The 14,311-nt window shown below is 46.1% G+C and carries 15 protein-coding genes; 10 read left to right on the top strand and 5 right to left on the bottom strand.

The annotated features are described in order from the left end of the window. Positions 1-255 precede the first annotated feature (255 nt). A complete protein-coding gene (locus tag AC5ELV_RS00980; RefSeq protein ID WP_493428809.1) occupies positions 256-558 on the top strand; it encodes a HesB/YadR/YfhF family protein in 303 nt (100 codons plus the stop codon). A 133-nt stretch (positions 559-691) separates the two neighbouring features. On the opposite strand, the gene AC5ELV_RS00975 is transcribed toward AC5ELV_RS00980, so the two are convergent. From AC5ELV_RS00975 to AC5ELV_RS00965, 3 genes are all read right to left on the bottom strand, one after another. After that, positions 692-1,204, bottom strand: a complete 513-nt coding sequence (locus AC5ELV_RS00975) for a hypothetical protein (RefSeq protein WP_023988256.1) — start codon at positions 1,202-1,204, stop codon at positions 692-694. A gap of 115 nt (positions 1,205-1,319) precedes the next feature. Beyond that, complete coding sequence (locus AC5ELV_RS00970) at positions 1,320-1,763, bottom strand: DUF441 domain-containing protein (protein WP_493428808.1); 444 nt, start codon at positions 1,761-1,763, stop codon at positions 1,320-1,322. A gap of 22 nt (positions 1,764-1,785) precedes the next feature. Beyond that, positions 1,786-2,757: a YpdA family putative bacillithiol disulfide reductase gene (locus AC5ELV_RS00965; protein WP_493428807.1), complete on the bottom strand. Its 972-nt coding sequence runs from the start codon at positions 2,755-2,757 to the stop codon at positions 1,786-1,788. 295 nt (positions 2,758-3,052) lie between these two features. Between AC5ELV_RS00965 and AC5ELV_RS00960 the strand changes: the two genes are divergently transcribed. From AC5ELV_RS00960 to AC5ELV_RS00950, 3 genes are all read left to right on the top strand, one after another. Further along, positions 3,053-3,649: a DUF2087 domain-containing protein gene (locus AC5ELV_RS00960; RefSeq protein WP_493428806.1), complete on the top strand. Its 597-nt coding sequence runs from the start codon at positions 3,053-3,055 to the stop codon at positions 3,647-3,649. A 481-nt stretch (positions 3,650-4,130) separates the two neighbouring features. Then, positions 4,131-5,228 carry a ribosome small subunit-dependent GTPase A gene (gene rsgA / locus AC5ELV_RS00955; protein WP_307349955.1) on the top strand — a complete coding sequence of 366 codons (1,098 nt, stop codon included), beginning with the start codon at positions 4,131-4,133 and terminating at the stop codon, positions 5,226-5,228. Positions 5,229-5,311: 83 nt separating this feature from the next. Next, positions 5,312-5,650: a L,D-transpeptidase gene (locus AC5ELV_RS00950; protein WP_023988260.1), complete on the top strand. Its 339-nt coding sequence runs from the start codon at positions 5,312-5,314 to the stop codon at positions 5,648-5,650. Between the two features lie 120 nt (positions 5,651-5,770). Here the strand turns inward: AC5ELV_RS00950 and AC5ELV_RS00945 are convergent, their stop codons facing one another. Continuing rightward, complete coding sequence (locus AC5ELV_RS00945; RefSeq protein WP_493428805.1) at positions 5,771-6,790, bottom strand: flagellar motor protein MotB; 1,020 nt, start codon at positions 6,788-6,790, stop codon at positions 5,771-5,773. Positions 6,791-6,995: 205 nt separating this feature from the next. Between AC5ELV_RS00945 and AC5ELV_RS00940 the strand changes: the two genes are divergently transcribed. After that, positions 6,996-7,145, top strand: coding sequence for a hypothetical protein (locus AC5ELV_RS00940; protein ID WP_023988262.1), 150 nt, complete (start codon positions 6,996-6,998; stop codon positions 7,143-7,145). A 128-nt stretch (positions 7,146-7,273) separates the two neighbouring features. Here the strand turns inward: AC5ELV_RS00940 and AC5ELV_RS00935 are convergent, their stop codons facing one another. Further along, positions 7,274-7,513 (bottom strand): hypothetical protein, encoded by a 240-nt coding sequence (locus AC5ELV_RS00935; protein WP_013370782.1) that lies wholly within the window; start codon positions 7,511-7,513, stop codon positions 7,274-7,276. A gap of 389 nt (positions 7,514-7,902) precedes the next feature. On the opposite strand from AC5ELV_RS00935, the gene AC5ELV_RS00930 reads away from it, so the two are divergent. The 5 genes from AC5ELV_RS00930 to AC5ELV_RS00910 all read left to right on the top strand — a co-directional run bounded on the left by AC5ELV_RS00930 (position 7,903) and on the right by AC5ELV_RS00910 (position 14,212). Continuing rightward, a complete protein-coding gene (locus AC5ELV_RS00930; RefSeq protein WP_029517061.1) occupies positions 7,903-8,223 on the top strand; it encodes a hypothetical protein in 321 nt (106 codons plus the stop codon). A 67-nt stretch (positions 8,224-8,290) separates the two neighbouring features. Continuing rightward, the gene (gene essC, locus AC5ELV_RS00925; protein ID WP_493428804.1) at positions 8,291-12,286 is read left to right on the top strand and encodes a type VII secretion protein EssC; all 3,996 of its coding nucleotides are present in this window, start codon (positions 8,291-8,293) and stop codon (positions 12,284-12,286) included. 16 nt (positions 12,287-12,302) lie between these two features. Then, entirely contained in the window at positions 12,303-13,145 is an 843-nt protein-coding gene (locus tag AC5ELV_RS00920; RefSeq protein ID WP_493428803.1) for a hypothetical protein, read from the top strand. Positions 13,146-13,150: 5 nt separating this feature from the next. After that, complete coding sequence (locus AC5ELV_RS00915; protein WP_493428802.1) at positions 13,151-13,687, top strand: WXG100 family type VII secretion target; 537 nt, start codon at positions 13,151-13,153, stop codon at positions 13,685-13,687. Positions 13,688-13,936: 249 nt separating this feature from the next. Further along, complete coding sequence (locus AC5ELV_RS00910) at positions 13,937-14,212, top strand: WXG100 family type VII secretion target (RefSeq protein WP_013309990.1); 276 nt, start codon at positions 13,937-13,939, stop codon at positions 14,210-14,212. Positions 14,213-14,311: the final 99 nt, after the last annotated feature.

The following is a 14,311-nucleotide window of genomic DNA, read 5'->3' as shown; positions in this document are numbered from 1 at the left end:
CACCGGTAACACTCCTTTCTTCCTCAAAATGGGTTCATTCTAACATGAGTAATCGTTCGAATTGGTAATAAATTTCAAAATGGATCTCGTATGGTTGAATCTTAACACCCTTTTTTGCGAATTGTCAAACCTTTTTCAAAAAAATGTATATGACTTGTCCAAGAAGCTCGCCGGGTTGGGACGGTTGGTGGTCATTCTAAAAGATGCTATGATATAGTTGGCAGACGTCATTGTACAAGGAGATGAGCATAACGTATGAGCATACAGGTAGCTGAACCTGCGGCACAGTGGTACATTAAGGAGCTTGGTTTGAATCGTGGAGATTCGATCCGTTTTTTTGTTCGCTATAGTTCTGGTGGCGGGTTGCATCCAGGCTTTTCTCTGGGAATTGCCGTAGAGCCGCCGCAGCACCCCGTATTACAGCATGAAGCGGCTGGCATTACGTTTTATATGGAGGACCAGGATTACTGGTATCTGAAGGGCCATCATCTGGAAGTTAAGTATTTGGAGGAACATGACGACATTGTTTACACCTATGTTGAGGATGGACAAGCTTAATGCTCCACTGTCAATCATAACGTGCAAATAGTTGTTCTTGGACAAGAAAAGCGGTGGAGTATCGTGTTACAGGAGATGAACCTGTACATGATGCTCCGCCGCTTTTTTGTGGTTAAGCCGGGTATATCGTATGTTAAGGGTTGTTAAGTATCGGGCCATCGAGTGCAAAATCAAAATCATCAATGTCGTACACATGTACAGGTACGGAAGCTTCGATAATGCGGTGAATCCAGTCCAATTGATCCGTCAGAATAGGTAATGATTCACGCTGAGCTGTCAACACCAGTTCAGTCTCAATTGGATCAAAATATTCTCCGTAATGCGCTGTATCAACAGCATTAATGATAATAAGTGATGTATTGGCATCGAATAGAATAGGCAAGCTCTTGGCCCAAGGCATCTGAAGGGCACGCCGAATTTTTTTCTGATTCAACGGTTCCTCAAAATAACTGATCAACTCGCTTACCTTCCGCTTCACATGTTGATCGTCCATAGGATTATCCATAAGCGGCTCTGTGCTGTCCTGGAATTCGTATAGCTCTAGCAGTGATGTGTAAGGCACTATATATTCCACAGGGGCGGGAGATGTAAGTAGTTGGCCGTATATAGCCACCATTACAGCTTCCGTTACAAATTGTCGAGACATCGGTCAAGCCTCCTGCATTTACCAAATTATGCGATATGAGTATACCACAAAGCGGGACTGAATTCAGCCCGACATGCAGATTGCTATCATTTATTCCTATATTTGTTGTACGAGTTTAACTGCGGCCGATTATCAAGGAAAGCAATCCGGCAGCAATGAGAGGTCCAACAGGAACTCCTTTAAAGAAGGCAACGCCAATGACGGTCCCGATCAGTAGACCTGTCACAATAATGGGCTGTCCAGACATCAAAGTTACTCCGCGGCCGCCAAGATAGGCTACCAGAATTCCGATACCAATCGCGAGCAGTGATTTCCAGTGAAGGAAAGACTCCATCACCTGATTGATACTGATTTTACCGCTGGCTAGCGGGGTCATGACCCCAATCGTCAAAATAATAATTCCGATCGTCAGGCCATACCTTTCAAGCCAGGGGAAAGCAGAATGAAAGCTGGTTACCCGCAGCAGCAGTAAAACAACCATGGCAATAGTCACGGTAGAGTTGCCACTAACAATTCCAAGACCAGCCAATACCAGTAAGATAAGTGAGCTGTAATCCATACAGATGTTCTCCTTCGTTTATTTAGCTTTGGATATGTTCGGCGATTTGTCGCCCGTGCCAGCGGCCTGTTTCAATAAACACTTCATTGGCATTGCTGCCTGAAGCGATGACCCCGGCGACATATATACCTGGGATGTTTGTTTCCATCGTGGCAGGATTAAATTCTGGTTTGTCCAGATCCTCAGCCATATGGACGCCAACAGACTCCAGCAGTTTTCGCTCCGGGTGAAATCCAGTCAGTGCCAGTACAAAATCATTTTCGAGTCGGAATGCTTCAGTGTCCAGCGGAGTGACTACGACATGGTCTGGATGAATTTCGGTAATGCGTGCGCCTAAGTGCAGCGTGATCTTCCCTTTCTGTACCATACTGTCAAACAGTGGACGAACCCACGGCTTGATGTATTGGGACAACTCGCTTCGACGATATACCATATCAATCGTAGCTCCGACCCGCACCAATTCCATCGCAGCATCTACCGCAGAGTTGCTACCACCGATGACTGCGACCCGGGTTCCTGTATAGGGATGGGCTTCGCTGAAATAGTGAGTGACTTTATCCAATTGTTCCCCGGGAATGCCCAAATAGTTCGGATGATCAAAATATCCTGTAGCCACAACGACATAGCGTGACGAATACGTTTTGGTTATTTCCCCTTTGCTCAGGGTATGTACGGTAAATGTACCGTCATCCTGGCGATGAATGGACTGGGCCTCCTCATAATGCTGAATGTTCAAGTTATAGTGTGTTGCTACTTTACGGTAGTACGCCAGTGCTTCATGACGAAAAGGCTTGTCATTAGGGGTGCTGAACGGTACATCACCGATTTCCAGTAGTTCGGCGGTGCTAAAAAACTGCATGTTCGTCGGATACAGAAAAATGGAGTGAACGATGTTGTTTTTTTCAATAATGACAGTTTGCAAACCTCTGCGGCTGCATTCGATTGCAGCGGATAGTCCGCAGGGTCCGCCACCGATAATGATTACGTCTTGCATTTGGATGAACCTCCAGTTGTATTGGTTTATTACGCCAGTTTGTAGGGTTAACATTATTTTGACGATTAAAAACAGCTCTTAGAATAGATGCAAATGGGTCGGGTATGGGAGAAGTTTTCAAATAATAATCCTACCGCAATGCGAACACAATATCCAGCCGTTTTCAGAAAGAGATGACGGACGGTGAAGATTGACAGCCACTTTTAGCGAACATATAATTAGATATATATCTATTTTATGTGATTGAATTCGCTTGCATAGCAAGTATGTACTAGTGAAAAGAGGTGCAATAACGATGCAACTGGATAAAATGGTCAATTATCATAAAGCACTTGCTGATCCAACGCGAATGCGGATATTACTTATTTTGTCCCGTGGGGAGATGCACGGCCAAGCTTTGGCGAAAAAGCTGAATTTGTCCCAGCCGACTGTTACACATCATGCTTCCAAACTCCGTGAGGCAGGGTTGGTTAAGGAACGACGTGATAAAAACACGGTGTATTTTACACTGAATCCAGAGCTGATCCGGCAGCATGCCGAGGCGACGGTGCGATTTATTTTCAAAAAAGGAGAGGGGGAGGAAGAGATGTCAGAGTTGAATGAAACGTTGGAGGCGTCGGTCTTACGCAATTTTTTTTCCAAGGACGGCAAGTTGCGCCAAATCCCTGCGCAGTATAAGAAAAAATTAATCGTACTTCAGATGCTGGCAGAAAAGCTGGAGCCAGGCCGCATGTATCCTGAACGTGAATTAAACGAGTGGATCAAGCAATACCATGAGGATTTTGCAACGATTCGGCGTGAACTGATTATGCATCAGTTTATGTACAGGGAACGGGAAATGTACGAATTGAACCCGCGTGAGATGTGGACGCGCTGGGATCAGGTACGCTAAACGAAACTTGACAAAGATTTCAAAAAAGTTTCTTGCGCAGCCTTGACAGACAATTGATGGACTTGTATGATAAAGGAAATTTTAGGAGGAGGCGATGTTATATGCGTACGAACATGAATGGAAGGGTTCAGCAGCAGAATGACTTGTCTCCCGCACGGACGATGCACGGTTAAAGACTGTATAGATCTATAGTCTTGGCTTAGCAGTTGGTTGGAAAGTAGAACCAACGAAATCCGCAGGGAGTGATTCCCTGCGGATTTTTTATGGTTAGGCGTCTTGTTATCCAGTTGTTGGTTCTGGGGAGTGGTCTGTGAGAGACTGCTTGCTTAAGTGAACGAACGGATCGCATCGACCTGAATCGTATACCCTCCGCAGGGAAACCCCTGCGGATTTTTTGCGTTGTTCGCATGCGGGGAGAAAAATGTACACCTATCAAATAACATTACGATCAAAAATGAACAATGAATTCAGGAGGAAAACAATGAGTATACATGAATACGGTTGGTCTGATTACTGGAACGGTTTTTGGGACCAATGGAAGCAAAGCTTTGAGGAACGCACGGGAAATACACAGATACGTCCTGCTCGCTTGATTGCCGATTATGGACAAAAGGTGAAGCTTATCACAATGGATGGAGAACGCTGGGGAGTGGCTTCAGGTAAGCTACGACATGCTATTGTCGATCCGGCGGAAATGCCTGCTGTAGGGGACTGGCTAGCAATCACTACGCCAGATGAAGTGTCGGATGCAGTCATCCATGCCGTCTTGCCGCGGAAAAGTCGAATATCTAGACAGGCCGCGGGCTTTGAGACGAGGGAGCAGCTGATCGCTACCAATGTGGATACGCTGTTTCTTGTTAATGCGCTGAATCATGATTTTAATATGCGCAGACTGGAACGGTATTTAATTATGGCTTGGAACAGCGGGGTAAACCCGGTTGTCGTTTTGAGTAAGAGTGACCTTTGTGAAGATGTCGAACAACGGGTTGCTGAAGCGGAGGGAGTTGCGCCTGGTGTACCTGTTATCGTTATTTCTGCTTTGCAGAATGAAGGCAGAGAGCAACTGGAGACGTTTCTTCAGCCCGGCTCTACAGTTGCTTTGACAGGCTCTTCCGGTAGTGGGAAATCCACGATAGTAAACTGGCTCTCCGGGTCTGAGGTTCAACTGACACAGGATGTGAGGGAGGAAGACAGTCGGGGCAGGCACACAACCACTCACAGACAGCTTTTTCCTATCGCAAAGCAAGCCGTTTTGCTGGATACACCTGGTATGCGCGAGCTTAATCTGTGGGATGATTCCATGGGTGTCGCTCATACCTTTACGGATATCATGGAAACGGCGCAGCAATGCCGTTTTGCAGATTGCAAGCATAAGGGCGAAGCTGGATGTGCAGTGGAGGAAGCTATAGAGAGAGGGGAATTGTCGGAATCCAGAGTGAACAATTATCGCAAAATGCAGCGGGAACTGGAATATCAGGCGCGTAAGGAAGCAGACCGGCGCAGGAAAGATAGCCGTTCAAGCACAACCCCGGGTCGTAGGGATCAGCGAAGCGGCTGGCGACGTGATGTGGAGTGGTGAGCCGAACTACAGTGAAGTATCAAATGTAAAAATATAAGAAAATCTATGTTGTAGTCGGCATATGGTAATAAAGGGGTGAATATATGCCGAACTACAGCATTGTGGTGGATTTATCGGATCGTCGTTTATATTTGAAGGATGGAGATCAGATTGTTCTTAGTTATCCAGTCGGTATTGGCAAGCTGGCTACACAGACACCGCATGGGCAATTTACGATTATTAACAAACAACCCAATCCCGGCGGTCCTTTCGGAGCGTTCTGGATGGGGCTGTCCAAGCCGCATTATGGCATTCACGGCACCAATGAGCCATGGTCCATTGGCAAGATGGTGTCACATGGCTGCATTCGAATGCAGAATAAGGATGTGCTTGAGCTTCAGGAGAAGGTAAGTATAGGCACGCCAGTCACGATACAGCCGTAGCAGCTAGACGACATTGGGTTCTGTATCTACTCAGACGTGGAAACCGCGTCATAGGCTGTATCTGTGAAGCGTATTTCATGGCGAACGGCCGTAACTTTAGGTTAGATACTGCGTGTTTAGTTACGATTTGGGTTGGATAGGGATACGGGCTTCAATCTGTTTGGAGCCCTCTTTGTCGTTTGCGGATTTGACTAACGGTCCCGAAAGATGTTCTCCCTTTGCACCGTAAGTCTGTTTGGCGTTGACCCATATATCTTCGTTGGGTTCGAAACTGATGACTATGGTGTAACGGTTGGCAAGGCTCGGCTTTTTGACCCTCATGCTGAAGGAGCCGTCAGGCATAACTTTGGTTTGATCATCGTAGCCAAACTGCCATCGTCCCGGAAAATCAATCGTGAGTTTGACGTCCGATCCTTCCAGCAAATTGCTGCGCGCATATACATGATAATAGTTCCCCTCTTGCTTCACATCAGGCTTAATCCACACTTGAGGGCTACCGTAGTCCTTAGGTTTGTTCCAGACGGGCTTAACTAAAGGGGTATTGCGTTCTTGTTCAGGATCAAATTCAGCCCCAATCCGAACTTCATGCAAAAGCTGTCCGTTTTCTTCGTATTGATATACATAAGGACCTTCCAATTTGTTGCCACCGCTGCCATACAGATTTCGTATCTTGTTGTCTTGGTCATCCGGACGGAACAGAACAGTCAGATCCATACTGCCCTGTATTCCAGGGCGCTGTACCTGGAGTACAAAACTTCCGTCCTTTTGAATGGTGGTCTCATCCGTGTACCCAGTTAACAGGGAGTTTTTGACCGCAAGATTTCCTTTGATCCGTGCTCCAGCCGGGAGGTTGGAATGTCCTGTAACCTTCACGGTGTTTTTATCAATGCTAACGCCACCTGATATTTCGACATAGCTGCTGCCTTGCTGATGGACAGGTGTATGATTGGCAGCTCGTTCATCAAGGGATGATGCACCTTGGTTGGGATTACCCGTTACGGTGTAGGCGCGTGCTTCGGCTTCATGTTGGGCCATACTTCGGGTTGAAGCTTTCTCCCTGCTGCATGCAGCCAGCATCGTTAGGATTAAGAATGTACATAAAAGGTTCCAGCCTATTTTATTAATCATATGTTTACTCATGGTTTTTGCTCGCTCCTTGTCCATAGCTTCCAGGCTTAACGTGATAAAATTTTCGAAACTTTATGTATTTACCCTAATTAAAGGGTATGTAATCCCGCCAGCTTTATCCTATAAGGCACGCACCTGTTTAAACAACAGACAGAATGGTTAAAAATGGATAGTCTGATCATCCCCTTGAAAAACGCTGTAAAGGAGCCTGAGTCATATGTCCATTGACCGTTTTATCTTAAAAAAGCTGGACAACTGCCGGGAAGAGCATACACGCGCTAATTTACTAGAACTGTTTAGAATACGGATTGAGAAGGCGCAGAATAAGGAACGAGGCGGTAAAAAAGGTTATCGCAGAATACTTTAAATAGAGTCTGATCAAATGCATAAGCTGCGGTAAGTCACATGTATCATGTTTTAAAGGCTGCTGATATGGAGAGGGTGCTGAAATGCCCCTCTCTTTTTTGTGTCTAATGTGGACAAAAAAAATCCCTCTTAATAGAGGGACAATGCCAATGAATCATTTTCACTAACGCTATGCAGGATGGCTTCACAACCGACAATCTCTATACTGATCAAAGAGTTAAGACATTTTTGAAGGGCACGCTTGCCGCTGGAGATTTTATTCTCCAAAGTGTTACTTAGAAGCTTTAATGTTTTTTGTACCGGTTGCTTATTTTCTTGATTGAAGTATACGGGAATACGTTTGTTTTGAAATGTAATTAATGTTCTCACAAAAATCACCTCGCCTGAGTTATTTCATGGCTTAATTGTAGTGCCCGTTTCTTAAAATTACCTTAAAAACACCTTATAAAAACATAAAGGTCTGAAAAATTTACAAAGTGTTCACAACAATCTAGGTAACAATCGAATTTAGTTCTAACTAATCGACAAAATGACGTATATACCCATATTAGAACCGATCAAATACATATTATCGATACCAATGACTCTACTAATATGAGAAACTATGACTAAAGTCGCTGTTTTATTTTTAGAGTGGGTATTTTGTAACAAATTGACAGTCTAATAGTCGGATGCTACAGTTACGATAGCCATATTTCCGTGGAAATAGGCTTTTTGCGTGAACTTTACTATATATTAAGGATCGGGAGGGATGACAGATGATCCTGACCGTGCTTTCAGGACGACAGGAAACAGAGTGGTTTGACATCGAGGTAGCTGATGAATACTCGGTGGAACATTTAAAGCTGATGCTGGGTGTGCGCATTTTCGGCGAGCCTCCGGCGGAAGGCATGCAATATATTATGGAAGCAAAGTTCCCGGAAGGGCTTTGGTTCAGGGTGGGAGATAACCAGCTACTTACAGGATCCGGCTTGCGGGAAGGCTGTACTGTGCGTATTCAGCGCGCTTTTTCGACAACTCAGGACGAAGCGCCTGTGTATGGAAGGCGTTCTCTGTTTCAAAATGAAAAAAATGGGTAAATACACACATGAAATTATATGAAACCTTGGTAAAATGAAATAGTAAGCGAAAAGGGGGACTTTTGTCTTGAATGCATTATACCAGCGATCCCCGAGATTAAGGCCGGCGCTCCGAGAGGAGAAGCTGGAGATTTTACGGCCTCCGGCTGAGCCGAGCAAGCCGTCTTTTTCTATTATATCTATACTTATTCCGTTAATGATGACGTTGGTGACTATAGGCTTTTACGTATATATGAGCAAAACAGGCAAGATGGGCAACAGTAACTATTTGATGTTCCAAATGGTCACTGTGGTCATGATGCTTACATCTTATACGATTCCTTTTTTTGTCTATCTAAATAATAAGAAGGAATACAAGCGCAAGCTAGAGGAACGGGACCGGATGTATCGGGAACAGCTCCAAAAGCATCGTGAAGAACTTGAAATGAAACGCGAGGAGCAAATTCGCACACTATATGAAATTCACGGTGACCCGCAAATATGTACTCAAATCGTCAAAAACCGCAACAGTTCACTTTGGGAACGATCACCGGAGGATGAGGACTTTTTGCAGGTGCGTATTGGGACTGGACAAGTTCCCTTTCATATAAAATTGCAAATTCCACGCCCAGACGGTTATGACCGAGATCCCTTGCTGGGAGCTGCGGATGAACTGGAAGAGGAATTCCGTCTGGTAGACGCTGCTTCCATTGCATTACCGCTATTTCAATCCAAAGTGGTTGGATTGGTCGGCGACCGGGAGCATACCCTTGCTGCGTTAAGAGTCATTTTGGCACAAGTGACGGTTCGTCACTCGCCAGATGAAGTGAAAATCGCTTCCTTCTATGACGAGCGAGAGGAAAGTGAATGGACTTGGATGCGCTGGCTTCCACATGTATGGGATGATGACCGAATCCAGAGAATGATGTCAGACCGCAGTAGTAGTGCACATCAATTAGCTGATTTTCTGTTTGCCAGGCTGAACCGCCGTAAAAATAATCGCAATGATCGTCAGGGCAAAGGGATGGAAGTCCCGTGTTATGTCGTTGTTTTATCTGACACCCAGCTGATTGAGGAAGAACCGTTGCTGCCGTTGTTATTGGAAGACGGCCGAGCCATTGATGCGTGTACGATTGTGCTGGCTTCTCGTAAAGAGGCTTTGCCGATGCAGTGTCAGCTGATTGTGGAGGCTTCCAAAGAGCAGGGCGTATATGCCCGTAAATCAGAATCGGCGGAGGTTGAACAGCAAAGTTTTAAACCGGATCGTTTGTCAAAAGAGGAAGCCGATGCATTGGCACGGTACATGGCTCCTATTCGTTTGAAGCGTTCCTCTGCTTCTGATATTCCCGCTGTGCTGCCTCTGTTTGATATGATGAGCGTAGCGAGTGTGGAAGAACTGGATGTGGCAGATCGGTGGCGACGTAACCGCCATCCTGATACCTTACCTGTGCCAATGGGCGTGCGAGCAGGCGGCAAGAAGATTATGATTAACCTGCATGATAAGATAGAGCGTCAAGGACATGGTCCCCATGGCTTGATCGCCGGTACAACGGGTTCAGGAAAGAGTGAGGTTATACAGTCCATCGTAGCCTCGCTTGCTGCCGAGTTTCATCCGCATGATCTTGCTTTTATGCTGATCGATTACAAGGGTGGAGGCATGTCCAACACGTTCGTTAACTTGCCGCATGTTGTGGGTACGATTACGAACTTGGACAATAATTTGATTGAACGTGCCAAAATATCTCTTAAAGCAGAACTGGTTCGTCGACAGAAGATATTGAACGATGCAGGCAATTTACAGCATATTGATGAATATTACAGACTACTCCGGCAGCGGCAGGAACAACCGCTGCCTCATCTGGTTATTATTATTGATGAATTTGCACAATTAAAGCGGGATCAGCCAGAGTTTATGGATGAGCTAATCAGTATTGCTGCGATTGGGCGGACACTAGGTGTCCATTTGATTTTGGCGACGCAAAAGCCCGCAGGTGTCGTGGATGACAAGATCTGGAGTAACTCCAGATTCCGCATCTGCTTACGGGTGCAAAGCGAAGGTGATAGCCGTGACATGTTGAAAATACCGAATGCCGCGTGGATTACGAAGCCGGGACGAGGATATTTCCAAGTGGGTAGCGACGAAGTATTTGAAGAGATGCAATTTGCTTGGAGCGGTGCGCCGTATATAGGCAACAGCGATATTTCTTCTGCACTACCTGTACATGAAGTGAGACTGAACGGAAAACGTGAAGCGCTACTGACGGGTGGCGAACGGGCAAGCTCAGGCTTAAAAGGAGAAGAAGCCCCTAAACAGCTTCAAGTATTTATTGATTATATTGCGAATGAGGCTGCTAGGGCAGGGATCGAACGGCTTCAGGGACCTTGGCTTCCGCCGCTGCCTGAATTGCTGGATTTAACAAATTTGCCGGCATGCACCGAAATAGATAGTACATCATCACCTCTGGAGCTGAAGGCTCTTATTGGTCTGGTGGATGATTTGCCGAATCAGCGACAGGAGCCAATTTATGCATCGCTAGATCATGGTCATTGGGCTGTGTATGGCATGCCCGGCATGGGAAAAACAACCTTTTTGCATACGTTGCTGATGTCCACGGCTCAGCGTTTTGCTGCGAATCATTGGAACGGTTATATCATTGACATGGGTCGAACGATGCGCGACTTTGGGGAACTTCCCCAAATCGGGGCTGTTATGATGGCTGAGGAGGATGACCGAATCAAGCGATTGTTCCGTTATCTGTTCAAGATGGTGGCCGTACGCAAGGAAATGCTTTCCGAGGCTGGTGTCAAAACAATAAGCTCTTATCGACGTTCTGCTGTCGAGGATATTCCGCAAATTGTCGTAGTTATTGATGGATATCTTAATTTCCGTAATGCTTATCCAGATGAAAATGAACTGCTGGAATCTCTTTTGCGAGAAGGAGGTAGTCTAGGCATCACGTTTATCATTACAGCGAACCGGATTACCGATGTGTTTGAGAAATTCCGCAGTAACATACCGAATGCTGTTTCTTTTGAAATGTCCGACCCGAGTGACTATTACTATGCGGTAGGGCGACCAGCCAAAACGCCAGGACCGTTAATTCCAGGTCGCGCTCTGGTTAAAGGGCATGTTCCTCCGCTGGAGTTCCAGACGGCACTGCCTTCACCAGGAGAAGATGAGGCGGAGCGATCAGCACGGCTACGCCGCAATATTGCTGGCATTGTGCAGGAATGGAAAGGCAAGCACGCACCAGCTATCCTCCCATTACCTGAGCGGATTCCACTATCGGAGCTGCTTCAGCAGTGGGATCGGACAAGTGGACCATCGGGCGCACTACCTTACGAAGTACCTGTAGGTCTACAGAGTGACGATCTTGAGCCTTTTCTCCTGAATCTAAAAGAAGGGCCCAATTTTATTGTGGGTAGTCCAATGGAGGGTGGAAAAACCTCTTTTCTAATGAGCTGGATTATATCGCTTGCTTATTACACATCTCCCGATCAATTGGAAGTCTATACGATCGATACACGCTATGGAGGCGGAGGACTATCTAGATTAAGGCATCTTCCTCATGTTAAGGCTGCTGCTGAAAGCGAGGAAGAAATGGGACCTCTGGTACAGAAAGTGTATGATATCGTTCAACAGCGGAACAAGGAGGGGAATGATCCCGAATTGCTCCTGGTCATTGATGATGCGGATATGTTAAGCAAGCAATTGAACGATTTTATGATAAAGGATCAGCTCTCCGCCATTGTACGGTTGGGACGTGATCGCAATGTGCATGTCGTGCTCTCGGGTGTGCCATCTGATTTCCCTACCTTTGGTGTGGACTGGTTTAATGATGTCAAGGCAAGCCAAAGTGGTATGCTTTTTGGAACACTAGATTCGAATGATCTATCGTTCTTTCGTATCCCTTATTCGGAGGCGAACGCCGCTACTGGTGGCCTAAAAGTCCTGCCACCTGGGCAGGGATACTACGTACGGCGCAAATTTACCAGGATAAAAGCGGCAATTCCCTTCTCAGAGCAAGTGAGCTGTGAGGATTGGATAACGAAAATTCGTGACCGATGGCATGTTGTAGTTTGAAGGGAGGTGGCTCATAATGTTAACGTTTCAAGCTTCCAAGCAGAAGTTAATAACCCTCAAGGCGAAGGAACTGTTTTTTCTGGCAGGCGTATTGGGTTCTGACAGACTGCTTGGGGTAGAAGATCCGTTTAAGGGCTATCTAGCAGAGGAGTTGGCGGAAGAGTGGGAGCAGGTAAAAGCTACTCTTTTGGAAAAGGGTTATCTAAAGCGGGTAGATAAGGGCAAAGAGCTAGCAATGCCTCCTACCGTTTTTTCAAGAGTCGCTATCGCGGGACTATCCAACAGGGCTTGCCGTATACGCTATGCGCGGGGAGGTAAGCAGTTTGAAGGCTATCTCCATTGCACGAACGAGCGTGTAGTGGAGCTCGTGAAATCCGCTGATGAACCCGATGAGTATCGACTGTATGATCTGGGTAATGTGGAAAAGGCTTGCGAGACATTGATTGATAAAATGGGTTGGGTTGATCGACTTGTGCCTGAATCCCCCGCACTTATGTTCTCCAAGCAGGCATTTAATAAAATTTACGAGCAATCGGCAGAAGAAAGTGTGTCTCTGATCAGCAGTAAACTGACCGAGGCTAGCGGAGATGCAGAGGGGGCTGCAAGACTGGCTCAGTCTTTGAGTTCCCGTGTAGCCGAAGGAGAACTGCAATTGCTGGTATGGAACGGCAGGGAGTGGGAATCACAACGGGCAGCCTTTGTCCTGTGTCCTGCAATGAACTGGATATTTCGAATGAGCTCTAGTGGTAACGGAGACTGGCTGATTGCAGCTATGGCTTCAAGAGATCAGTTTGTGGATTTATTATTAAATTGGTTGAAACAGTCGGCAGTGAATGAAGAAGTGACAGAAGAAGGGTGATGGATATGCGCATTCGAGTTGAACCGGATGTGCTTCGGGGGCTTAGCGGGCAGCTACAGCATGCGGCGGAGCAAATTCAACAGTTAACAGCAGGTTTGGAGCAGGCGTTACAATCGCTGGATTGGGATGTATCTGCACGCGAGGCGATCTTGAATCATTGGATGCAGGCCAAACGGATGTCAGAACAGATCCATGCTTACCTCCATACATCAGGTACACAACTGAACCGAAAGGCAGAGCAGTTTCAGTCTGTTGACCACAACTATCAAACGATACTGTCATTTGCCAGCCAACCATTGGGACGACCCGTCACGATGCTCGATTGGTCGAATCAGCAATCACCGTCTATTCTGCCTGGGCAAGCTTCGGAAGGAAGCGGCCTGATTTCTAACCCGCAGTCTGTCGTACATGCCATTGCTGGTGTACAGTCTTCGGAGGTAGAAACGTTGCATCAGGATATTCTGATGCAGGCGTCTTCTAGCAGTCCGCAGGATTGGTATTTTACTGATCCGTCTACAGCAAGAGATCAGCCTGTCGCTTAGTTGGGATCGCGTTCCGGGACAATCTGGATCGACTGCAAAATTTATTTGAATTCGTTTCACAATTCCCGGCTTTATGGGACTTATTAGGTGGTTGTTTTGTTAAAATTATACTGTTAGGCGCTGTTTTATAGTTAAAAAGTGGGATTATTACAATTAGGTCCTTTGCCTTTTGTAGGGAATTAAATAGCCATAGTACAATTTGAACCAGATAAAACAAAAACATTTTTATCATCAAGGAGGACGCAAAAAATGGCAGGACGCATTTTAATTACCCCAGAACAGGTTGATCAGGTGGCTAACCAATTTAAACAAAGTGGTGAGCAAAGCCAACAGATCGTTTCCAGTTTGACACAGTCCATCTCAGGTATGGAGGGTCAATGGGAAGGTATGACTAAACAACGCTTCTTCCAAGAGTTTCAGGAAGCTAGCAAACAAATGCAAGCTTTCGTAACGACTTTGAACAGCATCAGCCAAGAATTGACAGCTATCGCTAACAAATTCCGTACGGTTGACCAAACCAAATAAGTTGCCTTGCCTGATAGGCATTAACTTATCATATACCACTCTATTAAGAAGCAATACGTGAGCAATTCCTCACAGTTTGGCACAGGATGTTCAGGAAAA

It is taken from the genome of Paenibacillus sp. NMA1017 (assembly GCF_058895805.1).
The sequence above is the reverse complement of the archived record's forward strand: the minus strand, read 5'-3'. Positions and strand labels throughout refer to the sequence as shown.

Coding starts and splice junctions, on each gene's coding strand:
- AC5ELV_RS00940 (WP_023988262.1), top strand. CDS start 6,996: ATGTCCATTGACCGTTTTATCTTAAAAAAGCTGGACAACTGCCGGGAA.
- AC5ELV_RS00930 (WP_029517061.1), top strand. CDS start 7,903: ATGATCCTGACCGTGCTTTCAGGACGACAGGAAACAGAGTGGTTTGAC.
- AC5ELV_RS00970 (WP_493428808.1), bottom strand. CDS start 1,763: ATGGATTACAGCTCACTTATCTTACTGGTATTGGCTGGTCTTGGAATT.
- AC5ELV_RS00945 (WP_493428805.1), bottom strand. CDS start 6,790: ATGAGTAAACATATGATTAATAAAATAGGCTGGAACCTTTTATGTACA.
- AC5ELV_RS00910 (WP_013309990.1), top strand. CDS start 13,937: ATGGCAGGACGCATTTTAATTACCCCAGAACAGGTTGATCAGGTGGCT.
- AC5ELV_RS00975 (WP_023988256.1), bottom strand. CDS start 1,204: ATGTCTCGACAATTTGTAACGGAAGCTGTAATGGTGGCTATATACGGC.
- AC5ELV_RS00965 (WP_493428807.1), bottom strand. CDS start 2,757: ATGCAAGACGTAATCATTATCGGTGGCGGACCCTGCGGACTATCCGCT.
- AC5ELV_RS00960 (WP_493428806.1), top strand. CDS start 3,053: ATGCAACTGGATAAAATGGTCAATTATCATAAAGCACTTGCTGATCCA.
- AC5ELV_RS00920 (WP_493428803.1), top strand. CDS start 12,303: ATGTTAACGTTTCAAGCTTCCAAGCAGAAGTTAATAACCCTCAAGGCG.
- AC5ELV_RS00915 (WP_493428802.1), top strand. CDS start 13,151: ATGCGCATTCGAGTTGAACCGGATGTGCTTCGGGGGCTTAGCGGGCAG.
- rsgA (WP_307349955.1), top strand. CDS start 4,131: ATGAGTATACATGAATACGGTTGGTCTGATTACTGGAACGGTTTTTGG.
- AC5ELV_RS00980 (WP_493428809.1), top strand. CDS start 256: ATGAGCATACAGGTAGCTGAACCTGCGGCACAGTGGTACATTAAGGAG.
- AC5ELV_RS00950 (WP_023988260.1), top strand. CDS start 5,312: ATGCCGAACTACAGCATTGTGGTGGATTTATCGGATCGTCGTTTATAT.